Below are 24,404 nucleotides of genomic sequence, written 5' to 3'. Positions count from 1 at the left end.
TAATTTAGCTTTAGTTTCCATAAAATATAAATTGCAAATCCTTACTAAGATAATTTCCGTAAGCGTCTTGTATACCGCTAGACCCGCCCTTAAGTGTAAATTTATACCTTAGCCCACTACCTGGATTTCCGGATAAGAGAACCTTAAGTACCTGCGGATTAGGACTTGGAATATAATTAATTTGATAAATATTTAAAGCTGGGGATGCAGGACCTCCATACATATAATCAACTGAAATATTTGAGCTCGAAAAAACATCTCCATCACCGGAAGTTTTTAAGGCACCTCCTCCAGCTGTATTCACTCTAATCTCGAATTGGTAAACGGATGTACAAGCTACCTGTGGATTAATCACATTCTCTATAGATTGATTCGGAAAAGTCGGTCCTGAAATAGTAAGATCCGAAATTAAAGTTACACAATCTGATATTGAAAGTGTTTTCCCATCTACACTATTAAATGCAATAGGAACACTCGTGAAGGGGTCATCCACAACGAAATCAATTACATATCCGTATTGTAATAATTGGCCCTGGGATGATTTGGCCGTTGAATCTATTTTTAATCTGTAAGTTTTACCTTGAGTTAATGAATTGTTTGGAGTAAATTTTAATAAGGATGGTCCAATCCAACTATAAACACCTGAAATAGAAGGTTCGAAAGCTATAGCGTCAAGAACGCTTTGCCGATCCATTGTCTCTGTGAACTGAAAAGTAAAACTATCAAATTTAGAAACTCCGTGATAAGGAGAATTCACTGCTGGTAAGGGACTTGGAAGAGGAGAATTCCAAGAGGTCCCAACAGTTACGTCAGCCAGAACGTCTGGTCTCGTAAAAGTTGATCCAGTACTAAAAACGACTAAATATTCGGATGCCAATGCTATTCCGGCACTACTTTTTGCCGAAGTCCCTATTTTTAATGTATACGTAGTTCCTACTTCTAAGTCTGATTTTAACTGTAAGGTCAATTGAGTCCGATTGCCGTTCCACACTGGAACATATAAGGCAGCACCACCGCTCAAAGAAACGGCCGAATTCGTGGATGCTTCATCCATTGGTTCAGAGAAATTTATAATAATATTTCCATTTACTGCCCAACCAGTAACCACACTTCCGTTAGGCTGAGGACTAGAAGAAGAAATAGTTGGGACATGCCCGCCTCCTTCAGTATAAAAATGAAAATTATAGTTTTTAGGAAGGAAATTACCGTCTGAATCTTTTACTCCAGACCTATTTAAAGTAATCTCGTATCTTTTCCCTTCGGTTAATCCACTAGGAAATTCTAAAATTAAACGAGAATCAAAGATCCAAGCTGGATTAAATGTGGTGTTTCCCCCATTTGCAGCAACCGAAACCCCGCCTTCGGTAATGATTGTGTTCATCGATTTGTTAAAATCTATAATAATCCTTGAACTGGAAGACACTTCTAACGCGCCATTAGGCGGATTTGTCAATGTTATCTCTGGATATTGAAAAGAATCTGTCCATTGGAGGCCGAGTTTGGAAAGCATTTCTGTTTCATTTAGCCCGTCATGACAAGACACACAAAGAAATAAACTAAGGATCAAAAAAATAGGTATATTAAATTTATTGAATATTTTTCGCATTGAACTACAGAACCCTTCCTAACACCCTACTTAGAATTTTTTTTCTTTCCCTTCTTTTGATTCGATTCGACTTCATAATTCTCCTCAGGAGGTCCTGAAACAACGCGATCAGATAGAGATGTTGCTCTCAAGTGTTCTTGAGCCCTTTCATCCAAGCCTGCTTTTTTATAAAGAATTGCTAAATCCTTATGCACGCGACTCAATTGACCGCCGAGTTTAAGCGCATTGTTGTATTCTAATAAGGCGCTCACTACATCGCTTTCATACTCAAAAAGTTTAGCTAAGTGATAATGAGCGTCGGGATTTGAATCATCTAATTGTATTGCGTTAAATAAATGTTCTTTCGCTTCTTTAACTTTTTCTGCATTCGTATTCTCATACATTAAAATCCTTGCGATCCATACATGAGCAGAGGAATTACCTGGATAATCTTTTAGAAAGTTCTCATAAATCTCTTTGGACTCCTCAAATCTCTGGGTGTAATAATATGATTTTCCAAGCATAAGTCGGGCTGCTATATTCTTCTTATCCGAATCGACTGCCTTTTCGAAATTCTCAGTAGCTACCTTTAGATTTCTTTCAGAATATGCTTTTAGACCCGAATTATAAAATTTTTGAGCCTCTTCTTGAGAAGAGCAAGAAACGATTAAGAACAAAAACACTATGAGGCCAGCGCGATGAATGGGGTTAAATTTTATCATTATTCAGATCCTAACTTATTAAATTCGCCTTCCCGAATCAAGACCGTATGCCTTTTTCTTAATGTTCCCAAAATGTCTTTCTTCGAATCGTTTTTTAACTCATATAATTTTTTCCATTTCGCAAACCTGGCAGAATTGGAAATTCTCAACAAAGATTCTTTTTCTGACATTCCTTTAAACGAAGAGGCATGTTCTTTATAAAAAGCCTCTAATTCTTTTTCAGGAACACTTATATCTTCATAGTTATTATTTAGTTCGAAAACTCCTGACTTTTTATCCAAATAATATGACACTAACCCTCTGCGAATAAAGGGCCAAAGATACGCAGCAACTTCTGGATTATTCAGATCTAAATCGGATAACGCTTCATCGAGAATAACGGATTCTTCAACGTATTGGTCTAAATAACGTCGCAACTCTTGTGGAGGAGGAAAATCTTGCTTAGTTTCAAAATGACTTCTCTCAAAAAGAAGTTCTGATCTAAATGTCTCCGCAGAAAAAGAAGTTCCATCCAGTGAAAATAAATTTGGTTTACCTTCTCTGTTTTTGAGTCTTTTTTCCACAAATTCCTCTAAATTCAAACCTCCTTTACACCCAAACCCAACTGTAGATACTATTATTAGAAATGTATATATGATAAATTTATATTGCCTAAGCTTCATCCTAAACTATTAATCCTTTCCAAGTTCTATTAATTTTAACTTTGCATCTTGAACTGGACCTGAATATTCAGGAGGAGCGATTGCAATAAATTTCTTATAAGAAACGATGGCTTTTTTCTTGTCTCCTACTCGCGAATAAACTATTCCTAAGTTATAAAGCGCTTCCGGCCAGTTCGGTGAAAGTGAAATTGCTTTTTCATAACTTGAAATTGCTTTATCATTCTCTCGAAGAGCCTGATAAGCTACTCCAAGATTATAATAGGGACGAGGTAAATTCGGCTCAACTTCCGTTGCCTTGGTAAAGTAATCAATTGCAGGTTTTAGCTGACCGGCATTCAAATATGTCACGCCGATATTATTCACATATTCTCCCACTACAGGATCCGCCTTGGCTGCCTTTTCGAAATTTTCCCTGGCGGCTTCAATGTTTTTCGCCTGCAAAAGCTGAACTCCTTTCATGTTCAATTCAGAGGCCTTCGTTCTATCTTCCATACTAGGTTGTGATTGACTGAAACAATCTACTCCAAAAACAATCATTCCGACTAACGCAAATTTTTGATAAAAACCCAAACTTTCAATCCCCCAAAGGTTTATTAATTCATTCTCTATATCGAATTAGTAATTACAAAAAACTATAAGAACATACAATAGCACAATTGAAGCGCGGCAAATTAATTATATTATCGAAACATCTTAACCTGAGTTTGAATAACATGAAGGAAATATTAAATAATTCTCTTAACAAATTAGCATCACTTTTCAGATTGCTTGGTTCATTATCGTCGAAACAGCAAGGCATTTTATTTTCTAGCCTTTCCGTAATTGTATTTTCCATTTTAATAGCCCTTGCCTATTGGAAATTTAGTCCCGAATGTATTTATGGAAATTGCCATACTGGTTTCGGAGCATTGAAATATTCGGATGAAACCCTTTATACTGGAAACTTTTATAAGGGAAAATATCAGGATTTTGGAATATTGCGCTCGCCTGACGGTCTCTTCTACGAAGGAACCTGGAAGGCTGGAAAGAAACATGGTATAGGAAGACTTCATAATATAGATAATAGCTCTTTCGAAGGAAATTTCATAGATGACCAAGTTGAAGGAAAGGGAACTTATACTTGGCCGGATAAATCGATGCTCTCAGGCATATATGTTCACGGAAAAGCAGAAGGTAAATGCCTTCTCGTCCTTGGAAATGGGATCTCCCTACTCGGAATCTATAATAACGGGCGAATTGTTGAAGGAGGCGGCTTGTATATTTTTGAAAATGGAAGCAAGTATATAGGCCAATGGAAATTAGGAAAAAGAGAAGGAAAGGGTACTCTTTTTGATTCTCGCGGTGCAATAATATCCGTTGGGGAATGGAAAGAAGATCGTTTAGAAAAAAGCTTTGCCGAGCAGTTCTTTCATAAGTAAAATTTATTTCAGCTTGCTGATTTAGTTTCTTTTTCACAATTTTCAATCCATATAACGATCAGATTATACATATGGGATATTTCGTATCCTCTAGGTAACGTTATACTTTCTTACTTACTTAGCCAGTTTCATTCTGATAAAATGAAAGTCAAATTAATTCATTTTGAACGAAGGCAATTTATAGTCATTTTTGACATTTTTTGTTTAATCAGCTTCTTTGAAATTCTTATCCCTAAAGTGTACCAAAACCTATACATTTCTTCTTAAAGAGCATTATGTCTAAAAAGCTGCGTAAGCTTTTTAATAGATCTTATTTACTTTTCTTTAGTTTTTCAAATAATTCGTCTTCGATTCTTATCGCTTCTTTTAATAGAGCCTTCTGATCTTTAGCAGGAAGTAGAGATACAATAGAAAAAAGACTTCGAAGAATTTTAGATTCCGGATTATTAATTAAAGAATTTGCTACCTGAATTATTAGCTCTTGATCTGCAAACTCCATTAGGTTTGCTTTATGATCTATCCTATTTAACTGGAGATTCGACAATAATAATGACTTATCAAATCCCAATTGTAAAAGTCTTTGGAACACTCTTAAAAATTCTTCTTCTGAAGCTTCATGTCCCCCTTCGCCTGTTCTGACATAGTCTATAGATAATCCCGTTGAAATTAAAAGAAGTATAAGTTCAGGATCTGGAATACTTAGTTCCCCTACTTTCCATCTCCGAACAGTAGAAAGAGATGCACCAGTAATATCTATTATATCTTGAGGGGAATATCCTAATTTTTTCATTCCTTCGCTGAATCTTACAGCTTCTTTTATTAGATCATTTTGTTTCATTATATCGATTAATTCCCTATTGCACCGAAACGACTATTTATTACTCAAGTATTTCCTTTTTGGGTATTTCTTGAGTAGACATTGTCTGTTTTCTATAAAAAAAATCTCAAAATTCCTGCCAGACCGCAATATGGGATAAAGATTTATGGAGATCAAGCCTTTAATCGTGAATATGTGAGAACATCTTTTGAAGTTTATGTTTGCTTAAAGTGGAAATCTAAGCAGAAAACAGCTATTAGAACATGTGCTTTGGATGCGAAGAATAGAAAATCTGTATGCTTTAACCTATCGGGATAATTTCTATCTTACTTGTAATAATCATCTGAAGTAAGTATTTGGCTTAAAAAGAGAGTCATAAACACATTAATTGAATAAGACTCTCCATACCAAATGAGAAATATATTAATCTATTTGATATATTCTACTTTTATGCATTTCTAATAACAGCCGAGCTAATTTCTGGATTATCCAATATCGGTTAACTTCAAATCAGAAATTTCAGCTCGCATCAATGAAAGTAAATGGTGTCGACCTAAAACTTTCCCCTGCGTAATTGACATCTATAATATTACCCACCCACTCCATGATCCAAATTCGTTCTCAAAAACCAATCTACTCCAAAATACAAAAAGATACTTCCTGCATAGAATAGAAGGAAGAAGATCCATTTCAATCTGGAACCATACCCTAATCCAAAGTAGATGAACACAAACACATTCAAAATATGTTGAATGCCTACGATTAGATAGAGCCAAAGAAATGCGTGATCTAGATCAGTGAGATGTCCGTCTGGAAAACCGATCAGTGATCTTTCGTAGAAAAAATACACCGAGAGAAATATTGAGATACATCCAAGATAGATCGCTGTTGGTAAAATTTGTTTTTGGAATGTGTTCATGTTCTCCTCGAAATTTAGCGTGTAGGATCTTCGACGAATAGATCTCAAACAAGACATAAACTCTTTAATGAGACAGAATAAGGTGAAGAATTCTTAATATTATGTCTTTTACATTAGATTTTCCGAAGACCAAGTCTATTAGAAGCCAGTCTAAATTTTTCAGTTTTGCTTGCTCTCTTATTTGGGATAACGTAAATTGTGTCAGAATAACTAAATTAGTCAAAACTTTGACACAGTTTACGTTAGGAGAAATTCGGGATGATCCAGACTGTAGAGAAAATTTTTAGAGAATACTTCCCCATCCCGGAAGAAAGAAAAAAAACCATTCTTCTTGTGGAGGATGAGGCGATCATTGCGCTTTCCGAAACCCAAAGATTGAAAAAGAATGGGTTCAGAGTTGTCTCAGCTTACAACGCAGAAGAAGCGGTCCAAATAGCAACTAACGACTACACCATCGACTTGGTCCTCATGGATATTGATCTTGGACGGGACGAAGATGGAACAGATGCTGCCGTTCGTATTCTAAAAACAAGGGACATCCCTATCGTATTTCTCTCTAGCCATATTGAACCTGAGATTGTTGAAAAAACAGAGAAGATCACTTCTTACGGTTATGTTGTTAAAAATTCTGGAGAAACTGTTCTAATCGCTTCTATCAAAATGGCTTTCAAACTTTATGAATCCCATCTTCGTTTAAAAAGAAGTGAAGAATCCTTAAAAGAAAACCAAGAACTTCTAAAAGCAACATTAAGATCCATTGGAGATGGTGTTATCTCCGCAGATGAGTTAGGCAATATCACTGATATGAATTACGTTGCTGAAACTTTGACCGGTTGGACTAGGACTGAAGCGATCGGAGAACCTATAGAAAGAGTTTTTAAAATTGTTAATGCAAAAACCAAAAGAAGAATGAGAAATTCTGTAGATGCACTCACGCCTAATAAAGAAAAAAATATGGGCCTGGAAAACCAAGCACTACTCATTTCTAAATCAGGTTCCGAACATAGGGTCGCAGAAAGTTCCGCTCCTATTCGTTCTGAAAAAGGATACACTATAGGTTCCGTTTTGGTTTTCAGAGATATTTCCAAAGAATATAGTCTACTGGAGAATATTAAAGAAAGCGAAACTAGGTTTAAAAGTGTTGCGAACGCTGCTCCAGTAATGATCTGGGTTTCCGGCCTGGATAAAAAATGTAACTGGTTCAATCAAACTTGGTTGAATTTTACAGGAAGAAGTATGGAGCAAGAGATGGGAGACGGTTGGGCGGAAGGTGTGCATCCAAATGATCTAGAAGAATGTATCCAGATCTATTCCAGCCATTTCGATACAAGAGAAGCTTTCAGTATGACCTATCGTTTAAAAAACAAAAACGGCGACTGGAGATGGATCCAAGACAATGGTCTTCCGATTACTAACGAATCTGGGATTTTTACTGGGTTTATTGGTTCCTGCGTAGATATCACAGAAGCAAAAGAAGCTCTGGAAACATTGGCAAAAGATCTTCACGAAAGAGATTATCTATATAAGGAACTCCAACATAGGGTCAAAAACAGCATGAGTATGATCAGTTCTATCGTAGAGATAGAAGCATCCAGATCTTCTGATACTAGGCTTGGAAGTACTTTGGAGAATTTAGTAAATCGCATCCATTCCGTTGGAAATTTGTATGAGATGTTATATACTTCCAATAATTCCCATTCTGTTCGTTTAGATCGTTATATCCAAAAGATCACCGAAAATTTACTGAATGCATTCCAAGAAAAAACAAAAGAGATCTCTTTACAACTTGATCTGAATGATTTGGAGATAGATGTTAAGAGTGCAATTCCTCTCGGACTCATCTTAAATGAATTAGTCACTAATATTTTTAAATATGCATTTCCTAAAAAGCAGGAAGGTAAAATTTCCATCCGACTTTTTAAAGAAGATACTTTGGTGAACCTAGTAGTCTCAGACAATGGAGTTCCTTTTCCAAAAGGATTCCGCACTGATTATTCTCCAGGACTCGGACTTCAACTTGTAAATATGTTAGTTGATCAGTTGAAGGGAAAAATCCAATGGAAATTGAATGGAGAGAAGGAAATTTCTATTCGCTTCTGCAATAAAGAAGAACATTCAGATCAATTTACATTCGTAAAATCTTAGAAATTTCTTCCCGATTTTTCTAAATTTCGGGCCAAAATTAGCCAGAATTCCAGATTGCCAGAGTAAAGGGCGAAATGGAAACTTAAACAATGGACCAGACCCTAGCCCGAAAGGTCAACCCCAAGCCCCGCAGGAAAGGGGGCGCTTATACGGTGGGAGCGGAAGATATTTATATCTTTCCACTTTCTGAAAGTACGAACTTATTTCTCCAAAAAGTTTGGACTGCATTCGTAAACAAGATGGTCTCCATGACCCTTCCGAATGGAAAACCTGTATTCCAATATGCAATTTTCGAGGCGATCCAAGATAAAAACCTGAAGATCGTAGCATCTTCTACCCATTTCAGAATGAAACAGGTGACTGATCGAATCGGTCTCCAAAGTATCGAGGACTTCATCCGAAATACAATCCCGATCTCTATCCAAGATCCAGGAAATCTTTCTGCTAAGTATTTAAGAGAAGCAATTCTTTCTGTAGAAAAGAAAGCAAGGCCAGAAGTTTATTTCCATAGCCTTGACGATGAAAGGGTCCATCCCAACTTAAAACAACTTCTTACCAAAACCATGAACTATGCTGCGGGCATTCCATTGTTCGTTAAGGGTTTTCCAATCGGTATGTTATGGGGGATCCGCAGGGACAATATGAGTCCCGAACAGGAAGAAGAAGTTCGCCAGCAATTATACAGTCTTTACGATGTAGTGGACTTTGTGATCTCCAAGGAGATGGATCTAAAAGGAGATCCATATTACGCACGTAAGAATATCGAAAAGTCAGATCTTCATTCCAGAGCAAAACATCTATTTTACACCAGAGGTTTCGGCCAAAACGAACCTGTTACTACAATCGTATTCGATTCTCATACCTACCAAAGGTCCTACCGTTTGGACGCGAGTTTTCTAATCCCCTCTGGGGATGGATACTCTGTCAGTTTGAAACGTTTCGAACCTAAGGAAAGGAATGATACTGGTAAGAACCTTCTTCTTATCCCTGGTTTTTTTTGCAGAAGGTCCGTAATGGACAAGGTTGCCAGAGAGTTATCACTCCGCCATGGTTATAGAGTTTTCTCAATGGATATGCGGGGAAGATCCAGAAGGACCCTACCACTTTTCGGTATTCGAGAAGGCTGGACTGTTGATGATTTTATCCAAGAAGATTTTCCAGCAGTTCTAAACTGGATCAAAGAGAATTTTCCAAATGAACAACTTGTAGTAGTTGGACATAGTATGGGGGGAATGATCCCTCGCTTTTATTGCTCCGCTTACGAAGAGATCGTAAAACGTAAACCGAATCCTACAGTTCCACTTCTGGATCCTAAGGAATTGATCTCAGGGATTGTTTCTATCACTTCTCCGAATTTTGTGAGATTACAGGCTCAGATCCCCGGCCTGGACATTCTAAAGATGGGACTGAAATTGGTTCCTTCTAAAACGATCTCCGATTTTCTTTTTGATCTGACTTCTTTTTCTTTGCAGACAACTCTTCCCACTGTGGATCTAAATAAGTTTTTCAAATTTCTTTTAGGATTACATTCTTCTTTGAGAGCAGTTTCTTTTGATCTTCATGCAAAAGTTGTAAATTTAAGAGACTTCGTAGGATACAAACAGATCTCTCCTCCTGAATGGTATTTTTTGATCGAGGATATTTTCTGCGAAGAATCTACAAAAGTAGTTCTTCAATTTTTAAGATCTCAATTGAGCCAAGACAGATCTTTTCTTTCCTACGACGGAACTTTGGATTATACTGCGCTCCAAAAAAATCTGCAGATCCCACTTTTTTCAGTTTTGGGTTCCGTTGACAAAGTTGTTCCGAGTGAGACAATCGAGAATGATCTTGCTGCACTTCCTCACAAAAAAAATAAGATTCTTTCGTACGAGCAGGGTCACTTAGGTATCGTTTTCCACATGCCGGTGGTGAAAGAAATGTGCTCGGAAATTGACTCCTGGATCAAAGGATTGGACTCGACTTGAGCCCCAGGTTTAGAACGCTTGACATTTCGGGAAACGAAAGATAGGTTCAAATACTAGGAAATGGATCTTTTGGAAGCGACCATATATAATATCTCTCTCACGAATGTGGGCTTTGCCGTATTTTTGAAGGCGAAAGACGATTCGGATCAGAGAGTTGTTCCGATTTTTATTGGTCCTTTAGAAACACATTCTATCACTTCCGTTTTAGAAGGTACAAAACCTCCTAGACCGATGACACACGATCTAATGACAATTCTACTCACCACTCTGGGAGTGCAGATCGTAAAAATCGCAATCGAAGAAATTATAGATAATACTTTCTACGCAAAGATCACTCTACGTAAAGACGAGGAATTAATCGTTCTAGATGCAAGACCGAGTGACTCAATTGCACTTGCTCTTCGCGCGAATGCTCCTATTTATCTGGCAAAAAAAGTCATCGAAGAAGCTGGGATCGTAATGAAAGACGACGAGATCCCTGGTGAAACCATCGGAAAAGAAAAAATTTCTCAGCTTCCTAAGTCCCAGTTGGAGATCCTACAAGATTCTCTAGACAATGCTCTAAAAGCTGAGGATTACGAGACCGCAGCAAAGATCAGGGACCAGATCCGTAAACTTCTGGAAAACCCCTCCTAATTTCTTTTCAAATCAGTAAAAAATCGGATTTTTCCTCCGAACATACTGGACCTAAGTCCTTTCCTTCTGTATCCTTGGTTCCCTCGGAGCAACAATCATGGAAAAATCTCTAATGGACATCCTAAACGCCGGAATCGCATTATTTCAATCCGGAGAAGATAAACTAAAACAAAGCCTTACCGACCTAGACCATGCCTACCAGGACTTAAAGAGCAAGGGAGCACAGAACCAATCGGAACAAGCAAATAGGCTCAGGGACCTGATCCAGAAAACTGTAGGCGACGCTCAGGACAAACTGCTGAATGCAAACGAAAGTTCTAAAGCTGTGATCAATCAGCTCAAAGAGAATTTCGAAAAAATTTCAGCACAAATCGACGAAGCTCTTCCGGAAGATTTTAAAACAAAGGCTAAGTCCGCTTTAGAAGAGCTGAAAAAGCTTACTAAAAAGTAAAATTCTGAAAATTTGATAAAAGTCATCTCCTAGAAAAATTCGGGACAAACAAACAGGGTCCCGGATACTAGGCCTCATCTTATTCAGGCCACCCATGATGAGGAAACAATCCTTCATATTAATACTTACAGTCTTCATTGACATGATGGGATTTTCCCTCATCTTCCCTATCTTTCCAGAAACTCTAAATCATTTCTTGGCTCAGGCGGGAGATCCAGTCCTGGATCTTTTAGCTGGTTGGACTTCCCGCATTTTAGATGGAAGAACAAGCGACTGGAAACTTTTCGTAGCGCTCTTTGGTGGGATCGTAGCCAGTTTATATTCTATTCTTCAATTTTTGTTCTCACCTATTTGGGGAAAACTTTCAGATAGCACAGGACGTAGACCAGTTTTAGTTTTTACATGCACTGGTAGTTTTTTAGGTTACCTAGTTTGGTTATTCTCAGGAAGTTTTTCCTTATTCGTTCTATCAAGGCTCATCACAGGTCTTATGGGAGGGAATGTTTCCGTAGCAACTGCTGCGATGGCGGATTCCACTTCCGAACAAGATCGTACTAAAGGAATGGGAATGGTTGGAGCCGGGATCGGTCTCGGATTTATCGCAGGTCCATCCATCGGCGGAATTTTAGCTCATACCGATCCTTCTTATCTTCTTCCCTTTTTACCATTGGATAAGATGACTATCTTCCCTTCTGTTGCTCTAATGGCAACTGCTGCGTCTTTTGTAAATTTACTCTTAATACTTTTTAGATTCAGAGAAACTCTTCCTCATAATTTGCGTAAAAAATCTACAGGAAGAATTCATCCTGCATTAGGAGTTTTTGATCTAGGCTCCAAAGAGATCATGTATTTAGGTTTTCTAAATTTATACTTCCTATTGTTCTTCTCTGGATTTGAGTTTTCACTTAACTTTTATTTGGATCAGTTCTTAGGGTATAAACCGGTAAGTATAGGTTACACTTTTGTTTATATAGGACTCATCATCGTATTCGTACAAGGTGGAATTATTCGCAGAATTAGCGGAAAAGTTCCTGAAAAGAAGGTAGGACTTCTTGCTTCTGTATTTTTAATATTCGGATTTTCTTTCTTATATTTTTCGAGTACGTCAGTGATTGCTTCTGAACAATCTACATTTCTATTATTCGTAGCATTGACATTTTTAGCAATGGGAAGTGCATTCTTAAATCCTACTGTATCTTCTATCGTATCCTTATTCTCTTCTCCAAGTGAGCAGGGAAAAAATTTAGGGATCTTAAGAAGTTTAGGATCTTTCGGTCGAGGGATCTCTCCGATATTATTCAGTGTGGTATATTCCCAGAAAGGCCCTCAGGTTTCCTTTTTGTTATCAGGGATCTTAAGTTTTGTATTTTTAGGATTATTCCTGTTTGTAAAACAGCCTGCTCCTAAAAATTAAAGAACTGCGTTTAACGCTTCTTTTAATCTAATAAAATGAAGATCTTCATTCAGCTTGGATCCATTCTCTAGTCTAAGCAAGAATGTATCTCTTACCTGGCCTGAATCCGTTACTGCTTTAAAGGATAAAATATCCACTCCGAATAAAAATAAGATCTGAGAGATCTCAAATAAAATACCAGGTCTATCTTCCATTCTGAGGTCCATCACTGTGGAATCGCTGATCTCTGAATTGAACAGGAAAATTTCAGGAGCAATCTCCACCTTGGCTCTTAAACTTTCCATCTTTTCAGGATGGTTTGCTAAATAGTTCATTACGGACATTCCACCATAAAATAGGTCGTGAAGATCCGCGTGGATCGCATTCAGATGTTCGTCCGTCATAGGTGCGCCATCAATACGTTTCACTATAAAGATATCTTGGATATAACCATCCATGGAGGTTTCGGCAATTGCCTCTTCTATATTCCAACCATGGACATATAGAACAGCCGTGACCCTATAAATGATCCCTATCTCGTTTTTGGAAATATTGACCTTTAGAGCATAAGCCTCGCCCCTAGGGATACAAGAGAGATGTAGAGGTTTTCCTGGAGTAGTGATCATCGGATACCTTTGATGCTAAATGCTGAATTCCTGAACATTATATCTAGTTAAATCCAAGCTTTTGCATTCTACTGACAATATTGCAAAAGGCGTGCCTTTTTTCGATAAGCTTATAATAAAAATAAAAGAAATAGTAAGCCCGATTCCCCGGGCTTAGAACTATTTTTAAAGCGCGAACTTAATACCTAGGTTCGCAGAATAGATCTTATCATCAGTAGCCATAGCTTCTGCCAATACCTTGAACATCAATATGTTCAATTCGAAACCACCCACGAAATAGTTCATCTGAGTCCTAACATCAGCAGAACCACTGGTCCTTAAGGATAATGTACCACCTGCGTTACCATTCATCTGTTGGATAACCTGAGGAGGAAGACCGGATGCATTAGGATCCAGAGCCAGATAGAGAGGCCCACTTACTCCCAAGTTCAATTTGGTATATCCAGTATTATTAGAAATACCTGCTCCCGCAAATAAGGTTAAAAAATAGAAGAGGCGAACTCCAGTTCTAATATCTACAGGAACAGACTGAACTTTAGATTGATAAGCGAAATTAACATCCGCATCCCATTTACCAGTTGCAGGACCAAACTCAACTTTAACTGCATCTGTTCCACTTGGATGATAGTTCATATTGATCTCTTCCCATTTTCTGTGGAAACCGATCCCCAAACTAATTCCAGTAAATCCGAAGAAGTCTAACTTAGTATATCTTTCTCTAGCAATTTGGAATCTGACAGTTACACCGAAACTGTTTACATTCCCGGACATGGATAAGTCCTTGGAAGTTGAATCACTCAGAGATTTTATATCTCCGTTAGCAATATTACCCTGGAATCCGTGAGCATAAATATTGATCCTATGCAAGAAGGACCTATTAGAATCCTTATTCTGATCATTTTTATCCGGTTGGTCAGAAGGTCCCTGCCCAAGCAACCAGCCTAGGTTCACACCTACCATTGCTCCAGGGTTGATCGAAGCTCCTACATTCGGGAACTTAGGAATAGCAATATCACCATATTGAATATTGATATCATCTTTTTGGACTCCAGCGACTCCAAGGCCCGCTCCCACTTGGAAACGATTGATTGTCCCTGGTCCCATCATGGATGAGTTGATATTTGCGAGAACGGAAGCATCCGCCATAGACTTGGTGAGCTCATTCAGGTATTCTTTGCGAATGGTTTCTTCCAAACCGTTGAACTGAGACACTGTGGAGGCAGGAATTATACTACAGACATTGTTTCCGGAAGAAGGAGGTAAACATGTTACCTGTGCTTCTGCAGAAGAAACTGGGATGAAATATACAGAAGAAGCTAAAATAAGGAAGGCGGTATACCTAATACACCGCCTAACTATACTCTTTAAAGGAGCCATTCGATCCATTTTACCCTTGGACGATAGCTATTTCGAGTTTATTTCAGAGTCCTAAACTTCCACCAATAATTTCTTTCATGATCTCGGTGGTCCCAGCGTAGATCGTTTGGATCCTTGCATCCAAATACGCTCTTGCGATCGGGTATTCCATCATATAACCGTATCCTCCGAAGAACTGGAGACAAAGGTCAGTATGACGTTTTTGCATCTCAGTGGAATAATACTTAGCCATAGAAGCCTCTACAGTTAATTTTTTTCCAGCAAGGTGCTCCGAAACCACTTTGTCGACGAAGGTGCGGCACATTTCTAGTTCCGTAGCCATCTCCGCCATTTGAAATTTGATGTGTTGAAAACTTCCGATTTTTTTCCCGAAAGCCATCCTCTCTTTAATATATTTTAGAGTCATTCTCTGAACAAGTGCAGTGGCTTCAACCGCTGCAATTGCCAATACGAGACGCTCTTGTGCGAGTTTCATCATCAAATAACGGAAACCTTGTCCGTCTTTTCCGATTACATTCGTTTTGGGAACTACTACGTCATTGAAGTATAATTCCGAGGTATCCTGAGCTTTTAACCCGATCTTCTCGAGATTACGACCTCTTTCGAAACCTTTCATCCCCTCTTCTATCATAACAAGTGAAATCGTACCGTTTTCATGTTTCACGGCCGTAATTACTAAATTTGCAAGCTGTCCGTTGGAAATAAATGTTTTTTGACCGTTGACCACATAATGATCACCTTTATCCACGGCGCTAGTTCTGATATTTTTTAGATCAGAACCCGCTCCAGGTTCTGTCATAGCAACCGCTAAAATGCTGTCTCCGCTGCAACAACCAGGCAACCATCTCTTTTTTTGCTCATCGTTTGCATAAGCGCTGATATATGGTGCGATCACATCGTTATGAAGTGATACGAAAAATCCGCTGTTCCCTGATCTGGAAGATTCTTCTATTACAACAACGTTATATAGGAAGTCAGCGCCGGATCCACCGTATTCTTCTGGAACGTCTGGGCAAAGCAGTCCGCTTGCTCCTGCTTTTTTCCAAAGTTCTTTCGGAACCATTCCGACTTTTTCCCATTCATGATGATGAGGAGCTACTTCAGTTTCGAAAAACTTACGCGCCATATCACGAAAAGCTTCATGCTCTTCAGTAAATTGTAGGACTCTTTCCATTTATATCTCCCGTGTCAGTAGACGGTATTCATTCTCATGTAAACGCCGGGATTCCGTTTAATGTACTGGATGAGTTCGTTCTGAGAAATAGAGAACAATTCCGTTTCTGATTCTGCTTGGAACGTGTAATTGGACACCAGCTTTTTGGATATAGAGTAAATCTCTCCCACGAAATCTCCGTCGGTCAACTCAGCTAATTTTTTGCCGTGTTGATATACGCTTACTTTTCCATGACGAATAATATATGCCTCGTGGTAAAACGCTTTTTCCGTGATAAGCACTGAACCTTTGTTCACCTTAGAAAGTCTCATGATCATTTCTAATTGAGTGACCTGATGACTTGTAAGCCCTTTGAAATGGCGTGAATCTAACAGTGTTTTCCAAGAGTTACTATCACGAATGCTGTTCAGTCGGATCAAGTTTTGTCTCAGATCTGTATTTCTGATAAATTGTAAGAACTTATTCTTTTCTATTGTAAGAGCTACTACATCTGTTTCTGAAAAAACGTCTGCAGCTCTAGGAAGATCCAGAACGAGAGAAGCTTCTCCGAAATATTCATACTGCCCATATCGTTTAATAGGTGCTATATCGGAATCTCCAAGAAGCCCTTCAAACTTCACGTTTCCAGATGCGATGATATAAAATTTATCACCAGGAGTTCCCTTCTTGATGATCTGATCGCCACGTTTGTATTTTTCTTCGCGAACAATGAGTAGGAATTCCTTTGCCTTCTCTATTGGGAAACCGCTAAAAATATCAATTTGACTTAAGATATCTAAAAGGTTATAAGCCTCCATATGTTTAGGAGGAGTGATTTCTGGATAAACAGTGTTCTCTATTCCGAAACGGGCCAGTTTCAGTTTGGTATCTGCAGGCATATCCGTTTTTGCGATATGATATACAGTGATCTTTTCCTGGATCTCAGGAGGCAAACTTGCCAGATAACTAACTCTTGTGTGAAGAGGAGGAATTCCTGCTTCATGGTAAATAATCCTTCTGTCCCAAGGGAATTCTTTTAAAAATTTCCAGCGAGATTCAGGCAGAACTCCCTTTTCATACATCTTATCGTGAACTTCAGGCTCATTCAAATGATCAGAAGTATATACAAAAGATTGGTCTTGGAAGAAGAACTCGAATCCTACAGAAGGAATAGAATGTAACGCATAATGAAAATTGAATTCTCCACCGTTGATCATCGCAGGTCTTCCTATGATGATTTGTTGGAAATTGAAAAGTTCCAGTAATTCCTTACGAGGAATTTTAGTAAGAGCAGAATATTTACGGATAAAACTTTCCATCACTGTTGCGGTCGCGTGTATCGTGATCTTAGTTTCTTCCATAATTTTTTGGAAGGTCCCTGCGTCATGATCTGCGTGACAGTGAGTTAGGATCACATGGTTGATCAGTTTAGGATTTACGTTAGACATCCTAAGCCACTCTGTAGAGTTCACAGGTGGATCCACCATAATACCTTGGTGATTCAACCATATAATAAAACCGGAAGTGTTATCCTCGGGATCGAATCCATGAGAAGGTCCAAGACATGTAATTCCGAGTAAAGGAGCTTGAAAAGGTTCCTTTAGTCTATGACCGATCTCATATTTAATATTAAATCCAACTTCTCCAGGGATCTCAGTCTCTTTAGTTCCATCAGTAATCCTAAAATCACCAGAAGGAAGTTTACGGACCAAAACCTTTCCTAGGTTGACCATATTATCTTTATCGAATACTTGGAAGTCGACTACATCATCTAATCCCTTATACCCTCTGAAATAACCCATCTCGGCTTTCATATCAGGAAAGCCGAAAGATTCCGCACCATCCAAATATTCAGATTCTAAATTGATCTCTTCAGGACCCATTAAGGATTCTTTAAGTACTGTGATGAGCTGATCTTTTTGTTCAGCAGTACAAATGATTGTGGTCTTTTTTTGTCTTAAGAAGAAGTTAAAGTAAATTGGGAATTCAAGCTCTGCGGTGCTGATCCCTTTTTCAACGTGGAAAAATTTGTTAGGAAGTATAAATACCAGGGGTGTCTTTTTTTCGGCCATCGTGTCTTTGATGGTCTCGGGTGGAGAGCCGATCTGAAAGAAGCCCTCGCTTGTTTCTACTAAATAGCCGCCTCTAGGAAGCTCTATGTATCCCCTGGTTTGTTCTTTTAGCATGGAAAATTCCGCCGCAGTCGAGATCGAATTTTTTATTTATGTCTTTCGATGAAACTTTTGATTTGCGCCTTAGGAAGAGCTCCTATGATCTTATCCACCAATTGTCCGTCTTTGAAAAGTAGAAGGGTCGGCAAGGATTGGATATTTAATTTTTGCGCCGTGTCCTGGTTGTCGTCTACGTTTAATTTTTTAATTTTTAAGATATCGTTCATCTCAGATGAAAGCTCTTCCAGAACCGGGGAAACCATTCTACAAGGACCACACCATTCCGCCCAGCAATCTACTAGAACCATGCCCTTGTTGATCTCGGAACTGAAAGTTGAATCGTTTATTTCGGTCAATGCCATGTGCTAGATTTTCTCCTGTTTTTTTCCCACTCTTTATAACAAATTGGACGGGTCTATTTCTTCTTTTTCTTCTTTTCCTTCTCAGCTTCTATAGACTCTACCTTTTCTTTTAGGGATTCTATCAGGGTTTTTGTCTTCCCAAGGTCCTCAGTTTCGCCCGTGGTTTGCAGGATTTTACGGTTTACCTCCAAAAGGGATATAGATTTTTTCAGATCCCCGGCGTCCTGGGTGGATAAATCGAATTTGGCGCGATATTCCTGAGCGGCAAAGTTACAAAGTTCCAGAATTAAGTTATAATGTTCCTGTCTAGGATAGTAAAACGGATTCTCCAAGTCTCTTTCCTTCTCAAAAGCCCGGAAGTCAAAAAGATTCTTACTAAGTATGGCGATTTTGAAATGTATCTCAGGAAAGCTCCATTTCCATTTGGAGTTAGAACCAAATGCCTCGATTGTGTTTGTAGTGCAGTTCTTAAGCCCCTTTACGTAATTCAGTCTTTGCAAAGGATTAAATTCTAGGATTTTGGCGAGAAGGTCCTTATTTTCTGCCAGACCAGACTCGAAGTCGGTTCCGACTACCTTCTCCATAAATGAGATGGCACTATAAATTTCTTTCCTCCCTTGATTAAGGTAGGTATCCGATTTTAAATCCAAAATCGCTACAGAGATCTCATTGATAAGAAGACAGGTATTTATGTTTTTGATAGAATTTAAGGAAAGTGCTACGTTGAAGTAACCTTCCATTTTAGGATCTTTTCTGGATTGGGCTTTGAGAAGATTTCCTTCCTTCTTCAAATCTTCCAAAAATGCGCGAAAATCCGCCAGTTTCTCCTGGAATTCCTGCTTCTGTTCCTTAGTAAGAGCCATTCTAATTACACCTGCACGTTTATCAGACTTCCGACAGAAAGAGCATACATATAATCGGAATTCGGAGCATTATCTGCCTTTTTCCGATCTTCTTCTTTTTCTTCCTCTCCGCCCGGTTCTCGAACTGGAGGAGGAACGGAGATTGAATCTAAGGAGCTGGATTCTATTCTCATAAACTCGTCCGTTTTGCCTTTCTATTTGAACTGAAGTCCCAATAGAATTATCGGCTTGTTCCTACTAACTATTTGACATATATTACAGAGGCAAAATCCTAACTAAGGAGATAGTATATGTACGCACCACTCGCATTTTTAAATTTAGGCCCTTGGGAAATCTTTTTCATACTAGGTTTAGCTCTCCTGCTTTTCGGGGGCAAGCGACTTCCCTCTTTAGCAAAGGATTTAGGAGACGGAATCCGTCAATTCCGCAAATCTCTTTCCGGAGATGCTGAATCTGAATCCGCTAAAATCCAGGAACCAGAAACAAAGCCTGCGCCCCCTGCTTCTTCCACTAAAAAATCCAAAAAATCCGCTTAAGTAAAGAAGGGCCCTCGGGCCCTTTTATAACCGGGAAGGAATTCCAACCTTTCGATATGCCTTCTAAAAAAAAGATCCTCTCCAGTACTCCTCAGCCAGTAATCTCCGCACCAGAGGAAAGTCTTCCTCATGACAGAGAAAAGTTTATGACCCTCGGAGAACATTTAGAAGAATTACGTTCCGTACTGATCCGTTCTATCCTAGTGTTTACAGTTTTTTTCGTTGTAGCCTTATATTTCGGAGAAGAGCTTCATAAACTAGTTATCAAACCGTACAAGAATATTTTGGGAGAATCTGCAACATTCTACCAAATTAAACTCATGGCTCCTTTTATGGTTTATCTACGAACAGGATTTATGGTATCTATTTTGATCACCTTTCCTTTCGCGTTAGCTTTTTTATGGGGATTTGTTTCTCCCGCATTAGAACCTAGAACCGCAAGACTTGGAAAAGCGCTTATCGCATTTTCTACAGTTCTGTTTTGGTTAGGAGTTTGGCTTTGCTGGGCCCAAGCATTCGAAAGTTTTCTAAAAATATTTTTAGTCACTGTTCGACCTCTAGATATTGAAACTAGACTTCCTATAGATGAATACTATGATGTATTCTTCAATATGCATTTGATCTTTGGATTATCTTTCCAACTTCCAGTGATCATGGTATTATTAGCCGCAGTAGGAATATTAAAACTTTCCTTCCTACTCAAACATTGGAGAGAAGCATTCATAGGGATCGCATTTGCAGCTGCTGTATTATCTCCTGGACCGGATGTGATCTCCATGTTAATGTTATTTGTTCCATTATTGGTCTTATTCGGGATCTCATTGGTACTAATCGCAATTATAGAGAGGAAATGAGTTGTTTCCGAATCTTCAGTCCAAGCATAAATTAGCATTCGCTTCTTTTACCGCTTCTTTCGTATTATTTTTATCTTATCTACTCTTAGATGATTTTCTATTTGGAGAAGAGATCAGAAAAGAATTAAGAGCATTCGTTTGGATCAGGCTTGGAGTTGGACTTTTTTTCTCCGTTATACTTGGAATACTCACCTATTTTCTTTTAAATTTAAGTTTTAAATCTCTCAAATCTATTTCCCAGCTATTACAGAACTGGTCCCAGGATGTGTACGAAGATTCTGGAGAATCAGAAAGAACAGATGAACTGGGAGAACTTGCTAGACATTTCCGGATCGCTCTCTACCAGAAAAAAACAAAAGAAGAAACTGTTTCCCAAGAATCCTTAAACAAAAAAGAAAGAGAACTTTCTGACAAGATCCAAAAGTTTTTCCACAAGATCAGACTTCATAAAATCAAAAATCTGGATATCACTGTATTTCCCCGCTCCTCCGATAGTGGAGAAGCTGATTATGCAAATATCATTCCGACTGCAGACGGTTGTTTTGGAGTATTAGCAGGTTTCCCGAACCACGGAGCAATTGAATCTTCTCTTAAGGCAAGAATAGAAGGTATGATCTCACTTGCTCAGGAAACTACTGGCCTAAGGGGAGAAGATCTACTCTATAAAATAGATAGAGCTCTCAGATCCACACCTATCTCTTATCTAAACCTTACATTATTCTATTTAGAAACTAGAAATGGAGAAGCGGGTATCCTGCAGTTCCAAAAGTTACCTGCACTTGTTCATAAAACTGGAAAAACGAATATATTACCGATCTCTAAACAAGTATTCTACGATTTTAGAAGCACTACAAGAGAAGTAAAAAAGATCCAAGTCAGACCTGGAGAATATTTGGTTTTTTTGAGTGATAGACTGACAGAACTTACTAGCTCCGCAGGTGTTGCTCCACTTCTGATCCAACTCCAAAACTGGAGCGCAGGCAGAGATTATAAAAACTCCAGAGAACTTACCCTAGATTTCGGAAGATTTTTAGAAATGGAATCCGGCAAAAAAGGGCTATCTAAGGCAGCAATCCTGACCGTCGGCCGGGTTAGAGATTAAAGTTTCACACGGGACTAACGGAGCTTTTTCACGCCAAGGCGCTAAGACCGCGAAGGGTTTATGATATTAATAGAAGAATCTTCTTTTCTTTGCGCCTTTGCGTGAACTTTCCTGTCTAACTAGGGAAATTTTCAGACTGAAAATTTTCGAATTTCTCACCACTTGAAATTCATCCAATATTCCAAACCAAACGAGGAAAAAAATGATCCAAGCAAAAGGTTATGCTGCCGCTATTGCAAAGGCTCCTTTAGCACCTTTTCAATTCGATAGAAGAGATGCAAAAGAAGAAGATGTAGTCATCGATATTCAATACTGTGGTATCTGTCATTCGGACATACACCAAGCAAGAGACGAATGGGGAGGATCCATCTTTCCTATGGTACCAGGTCACGAGATCACTGGTGTTGTTTCCAAGGTAGGATCCAAGGTTACAAAGTTTAAAGTAGGAGATAAGGTAGGAGTCGGATGTTTTGTAGACTCTTGCAGAGAATGTGAACATTGCAAAGCAGGTTTAGAACAATTCTGCGAAACAGGAATGAGTGCCACCTATAACGGAAGAGAACAGGATAGAAAAACACCAACCTACGGTGGATATTCCAATAAGATCGTAGTAGATCAAAGTTATGTATTAAGAATTCCTGATAATCTTCCTTTAGATGCTGCGGCTCCCCTACTTTGTGCAGGAATCACTCTTTATTCTCCACTTGCCCATTGGAAAGCAGGTCCTGGCAAAAAAGTAGCCATCATAGGCCTTGGCGGACTTGGGCACATGGGTGTAAAAATCGCTCACGCACTCGGTGCAGAAGTTACAGTACTAAGCCAATCCAACAAAAAAGAAGCGGATGCTAAACGTTTAGGCGCAGATCATTTCTATGCTACTTCTGAAAAAAGCACATTCAGCAAGCTACGAGGAAGTTTTGATCTGATCATCAATACTGTTTCTATGCCTTTGGACTGGAATGCTTATCTAAGTCTATTAAGAGTGGACGGTTCTATGGTAGTAGTTGGTGTTCCAGAAGAGCAAGTTCCTATCGGAGCATTTTCTTTGATTGGTGGCCGTAAAAGCCTAGCAGGTTCTCTAATAGGCGGGATCGCTGAAACACAGGAGATGTTAGATTTCTGCGGTAAACATAATATTACCAGCGATATAGAATTGATCTCAATCCAGAAAGTAAACGATGCTTACGAAAGAGTCGTTAAAAGTGATGTCCGTTACAGATTTGTGATAGATATCGCTACTCTGAATTAAGAGATAATTTCGCACGGAGTTCGCGGAGAACACAGAGGGTTGGATAAGTAGGAATATTAAAAGTATTACTACTTTCTTAATTTCTCTGCGGCCTCGGCGTTCTCTGTGCGAACCCTAATCGTATTAAGCGATTTTTGGTTCTTTTTTCAGAATTAGTTTTGGAGGTTTGGTTCCGGTTACTGAATCTTCTGTGATGATCACTTCTTCTACGTCTTTGCGAGAAGGAATTTCATACATCAGATCCAGCATTAGATTTTCCACGATAGCGCGTAATCCTCTTGCTCCGGATGCCCTTTCGATCGCAAGCTGAGCGATCTTATCGATAGCGGCCTCTTCGAAGGAGAGTTTTACATTTTCCATTTCTAGGATCTTAGTATATTGGCGTAAGATTGCGTTTTTAGGCTCTCTGAAAATACGTTTGAGCATTTCTACACTCAAGTCTTGCAGAGTGGCGATCACTGGCATACGGCCAATAAATTCAGGGATAAGTCCGAACTTCATTAAGTCTTCTGGGATGACTCGAGCTAAAATTTCACCTTTGCTCTCGTCTCTTAAAACTTTACCGTCTTTCTCATCGCTACCAAATCCGATTGTTTTTACACCGGTCCTGGTTTTGATAATATTGTCCAGGTCAACGAATGCTCCACCTAGAATGAATAGAATATTTTTAGTATCTACTTGAAGATATTCTTGGTGAGGATGTTTTCTTCCACCCTGAGGAGGAACGTTTGCGACTGTTCCTTCTATAATTTTTAAAAGTGCTTGTTGTACACCTTCTCCACTCACGTCTCTTGTGATGGATGCACTATCAGACTTGCGCGCGATCTTATCTACTTCGTCTATGTAGATGATACCGATTTCCGCTTTTTTTATATCATTATCAGCGTTTTGGATCAGCTTGAGGATGATGTTTTCAACATCTTCTCCAACATATCCTGCTTCAGTGAGTGCGGTTGCATCTACGATCGCAAATGGAACCTTGATGATCTTTGCAAGAGTTTGAGCGAGCAAAGTTTTCCCGGAACCAGTAGGACCGATCAGAAGAATATTCGACTTTTCTAATTCGATATCCGCTTTTTTGTCTTTAAGATAAATTCGTTTGTAGTGATTATAAACTGCAACGGACAAAGCTTTTTTAGCATGGTCTTGTCCGATTACATATTGGTCTAGGATCGCTTTGATAGCGGCAGGATTAGGGACTTCTCCCAAAAGTTCTGTGCGTTCTTTTTCCTGCTCAGGCTCTTCTGCAATGATCTCATTACAAAGAGAGATACATTCGTCGCAAATATAAACACCTGGACCAGCAACCAGTCGTTTTACGGAGTCTTGTTCTTTTCCGCAGAACGAACAAAATAATTTTTGCTTATTATTGGTTCCGGTCGGTTTCTTTGCCACG

General features: G+C 38.8%; 24 protein-coding genes. 10 read left to right on the top strand and 14 right to left on the bottom strand.

Translation table 11 applies throughout. The annotated features are described in order from the left end of the window. Positions 1-10: 10 nt before the first annotated feature. From EHQ52_RS14805 to EHQ52_RS14790, 4 genes are all read right to left on the bottom strand, one after another. The gene (locus tag EHQ52_RS14805; protein ID WP_135615957.1) at positions 11-1,606 is read right to left on the bottom strand and encodes an Ig-like domain-containing domain; all 1,596 of its coding nucleotides are present in this window, start codon (positions 1,604-1,606) and stop codon (positions 11-13) included. 26 nt (positions 1,607-1,632) lie between these two features. Continuing rightward, complete coding sequence (locus EHQ52_RS14800; protein ID WP_135615956.1) at positions 1,633-2,307, bottom strand: tetratricopeptide repeat protein; 675 nt, start codon at positions 2,305-2,307, stop codon at positions 1,633-1,635. Continuing rightward, positions 2,307-2,888 carry a hypothetical protein gene (locus EHQ52_RS14795; RefSeq protein ID WP_244244905.1) on the bottom strand — a complete coding sequence of 194 codons (582 nt, stop codon included), beginning with the start codon at positions 2,886-2,888 and terminating at the stop codon, positions 2,307-2,309. Before EHQ52_RS14795 ends, EHQ52_RS14800 begins: the two co-directional genes overlap by 1 nt. Positions 2,889-2,978: 90 nt before the next feature. Beyond that, positions 2,979-3,539, bottom strand: a complete 561-nt coding sequence (locus EHQ52_RS14790) for a tetratricopeptide repeat protein (RefSeq protein WP_135615954.1) — start codon at positions 3,537-3,539, stop codon at positions 2,979-2,981. A gap of 338 nt (positions 3,540-3,877) precedes the next feature. Between EHQ52_RS14790 and EHQ52_RS14785 the strand changes: the two genes are divergently transcribed. Continuing rightward, positions 3,878-4,387, top strand: coding sequence for an MORN repeat-containing protein (locus EHQ52_RS14785; protein WP_244244904.1), 510 nt, complete (start codon positions 3,878-3,880; stop codon positions 4,385-4,387). 310 nt (positions 4,388-4,697) lie between these two features. On the opposite strand, the gene EHQ52_RS14780 is transcribed toward EHQ52_RS14785, so the two are convergent. Both EHQ52_RS14780 and EHQ52_RS14775 read right to left on the bottom strand, forming a co-directional pair. Next, on the bottom strand, positions 4,698-5,225 hold the full coding sequence (locus EHQ52_RS14780) for a hypothetical protein (RefSeq protein WP_135615952.1): 528 nt from the start codon (positions 5,223-5,225) through the stop codon (positions 4,698-4,700). Between the two features lie 568 nt (positions 5,226-5,793). Beyond that, entirely contained in the window at positions 5,794-6,123 is a 330-nt protein-coding gene (locus EHQ52_RS14775) for a hypothetical protein (protein ID WP_135615951.1), read from the bottom strand. A 258-nt stretch (positions 6,124-6,381) separates the two neighbouring features. On the opposite strand from EHQ52_RS14775, the gene EHQ52_RS14770 reads away from it, so the two are divergent. The 5 genes from EHQ52_RS14770 to EHQ52_RS14750 all read left to right on the top strand — a co-directional run bounded on the left by EHQ52_RS14770 (position 6,382) and on the right by EHQ52_RS14750 (position 12,736). Further along, on the top strand, positions 6,382-8,268 hold the full coding sequence (locus EHQ52_RS14770) for a PAS domain S-box protein (protein ID WP_135615950.1): 1,887 nt from the start codon (positions 6,382-6,384) through the stop codon (positions 8,266-8,268). An 89-nt stretch (positions 8,269-8,357) separates the two neighbouring features. Then, positions 8,358-10,235, top strand: a complete 1,878-nt coding sequence (locus EHQ52_RS14765; protein WP_135615949.1) for an alpha/beta fold hydrolase — start codon at positions 8,358-8,360, stop codon at positions 10,233-10,235. A gap of 60 nt (positions 10,236-10,295) precedes the next feature. After that, positions 10,296-10,871 (top strand): bifunctional nuclease domain-containing protein, encoded by a 576-nt coding sequence (locus tag EHQ52_RS14760; RefSeq protein ID WP_008592198.1) that lies wholly within the window; start codon positions 10,296-10,298, stop codon positions 10,869-10,871. Positions 10,872-10,968: 97 nt separating this feature from the next. Then, positions 10,969-11,322, top strand: a complete 354-nt coding sequence (locus tag EHQ52_RS14755; protein ID WP_135615948.1) for a phasin-related domain-containing protein — start codon at positions 10,969-10,971, stop codon at positions 11,320-11,322. Positions 11,323-11,419: 97 nt separating this feature from the next. After that, positions 11,420-12,736, top strand: coding sequence for an MFS transporter (locus tag EHQ52_RS14750; protein WP_135616048.1), 1,317 nt, complete (start codon positions 11,420-11,422; stop codon positions 12,734-12,736). Here EHQ52_RS14750 and EHQ52_RS14745 read toward each other — a convergent pair. The 7 genes from EHQ52_RS14745 to EHQ52_RS20095 form a co-directional block, all read right to left on the bottom strand. Further along, a complete protein-coding gene (locus tag EHQ52_RS14745) occupies positions 12,733-13,341 on the bottom strand; it encodes a hypothetical protein (protein WP_135615947.1) in 609 nt (202 codons plus the stop codon). The genes EHQ52_RS14750 and EHQ52_RS14745 overlap by 4 nt on opposite strands. A 165-nt stretch (positions 13,342-13,506) precedes the next feature. Beyond that, the gene (locus EHQ52_RS14740) at positions 13,507-14,727 is read right to left on the bottom strand and encodes an Lsa36 family surface (lipo)protein (RefSeq protein ID WP_135615946.1); all 1,221 of its coding nucleotides are present in this window, start codon (positions 14,725-14,727) and stop codon (positions 13,507-13,509) included. A 34-nt stretch (positions 14,728-14,761) separates the two neighbouring features. Next, positions 14,762-15,892 carry an acyl-CoA dehydrogenase family protein gene (locus EHQ52_RS14735; protein ID WP_100709626.1) on the bottom strand — a complete coding sequence of 377 codons (1,131 nt, stop codon included), beginning with the start codon at positions 15,890-15,892 and terminating at the stop codon, positions 14,762-14,764. Positions 15,893-15,906: 14 nt separating this feature from the next. Continuing rightward, positions 15,907-18,057 carry a cAMP/cGMP-dependent 3',5'-cyclic-AMP/GMP phosphodiesterase gene (locus tag EHQ52_RS14730; protein WP_135615945.1) on the bottom strand — a complete coding sequence of 717 codons (2,151 nt, stop codon included), beginning with the start codon at positions 18,055-18,057 and terminating at the stop codon, positions 15,907-15,909. Between the two features lie 32 nt (positions 18,058-18,089). Beyond that, positions 18,090-18,404, bottom strand: coding sequence for a thioredoxin (trxA, locus tag EHQ52_RS14725; RefSeq protein WP_086446488.1), 315 nt, complete (start codon positions 18,402-18,404; stop codon positions 18,090-18,092). A gap of 53 nt (positions 18,405-18,457) precedes the next feature. After that, positions 18,458-19,267 (bottom strand): hypothetical protein, encoded by an 810-nt coding sequence (locus EHQ52_RS14720; RefSeq protein WP_135615944.1) that lies wholly within the window; start codon positions 19,265-19,267, stop codon positions 18,458-18,460. A 5-nt stretch (positions 19,268-19,272) separates the two neighbouring features. Next, on the bottom strand, positions 19,273-19,440 hold the full coding sequence (locus EHQ52_RS20095) for a hypothetical protein (RefSeq protein ID WP_167492217.1): 168 nt from the start codon (positions 19,438-19,440) through the stop codon (positions 19,273-19,275). A 117-nt stretch (positions 19,441-19,557) separates the two neighbouring features. On the opposite strand from EHQ52_RS20095, the gene EHQ52_RS14715 reads away from it, so the two are divergent. From EHQ52_RS14715 to EHQ52_RS14700, 4 genes are all read left to right on the top strand, one after another. Continuing rightward, complete coding sequence (locus EHQ52_RS14715; protein WP_135615943.1) at positions 19,558-19,803, top strand: Sec-independent protein translocase subunit TatA/TatB; 246 nt, start codon at positions 19,558-19,560, stop codon at positions 19,801-19,803. Positions 19,804-19,859: 56 nt separating this feature from the next. Further along, positions 19,860-20,657, top strand: a complete 798-nt coding sequence (gene tatC / locus EHQ52_RS14710) for a twin-arginine translocase subunit TatC (RefSeq protein WP_135615942.1) — start codon at positions 19,860-19,862, stop codon at positions 20,655-20,657. A 1-nt stretch (position 20,658) separates the two neighbouring features. Further along, positions 20,659-21,759, top strand: a complete 1,101-nt coding sequence (rktP, locus tag EHQ52_RS14705; protein ID WP_135615941.1) for an Arg-Lys translocation region protein phosphatase RktP — start codon at positions 20,659-20,661, stop codon at positions 21,757-21,759. 202 nt (positions 21,760-21,961) lie between these two features. After that, a complete protein-coding gene (locus EHQ52_RS14700; RefSeq protein ID WP_135615940.1) occupies positions 21,962-23,008 on the top strand; it encodes an NAD(P)-dependent alcohol dehydrogenase in 1,047 nt (348 codons plus the stop codon). Between the two features lie 123 nt (positions 23,009-23,131). On the opposite strand, the gene clpX is transcribed toward EHQ52_RS14700, so the two are convergent. Further along, a complete protein-coding gene (clpX, locus tag EHQ52_RS14695; RefSeq protein ID WP_135615939.1) occupies positions 23,132-24,403 on the bottom strand; it encodes an ATP-dependent Clp protease ATP-binding subunit ClpX in 1,272 nt (423 codons plus the stop codon). Position 24,404 lies beyond the last annotated feature (1 nt).

Origin of the sequence: Leptospira koniambonensis (genome assembly GCF_004769555.1) — a bacterium.
Taxonomy (GTDB): domain Bacteria; phylum Spirochaetota; class Leptospiria; order Leptospirales; family Leptospiraceae; genus Leptospira_B; species Leptospira_B koniambonensis.
The sequence above is the reverse complement of the archived record's forward strand: the minus strand, read 5'-3'. Positions and strand labels throughout refer to the sequence as shown.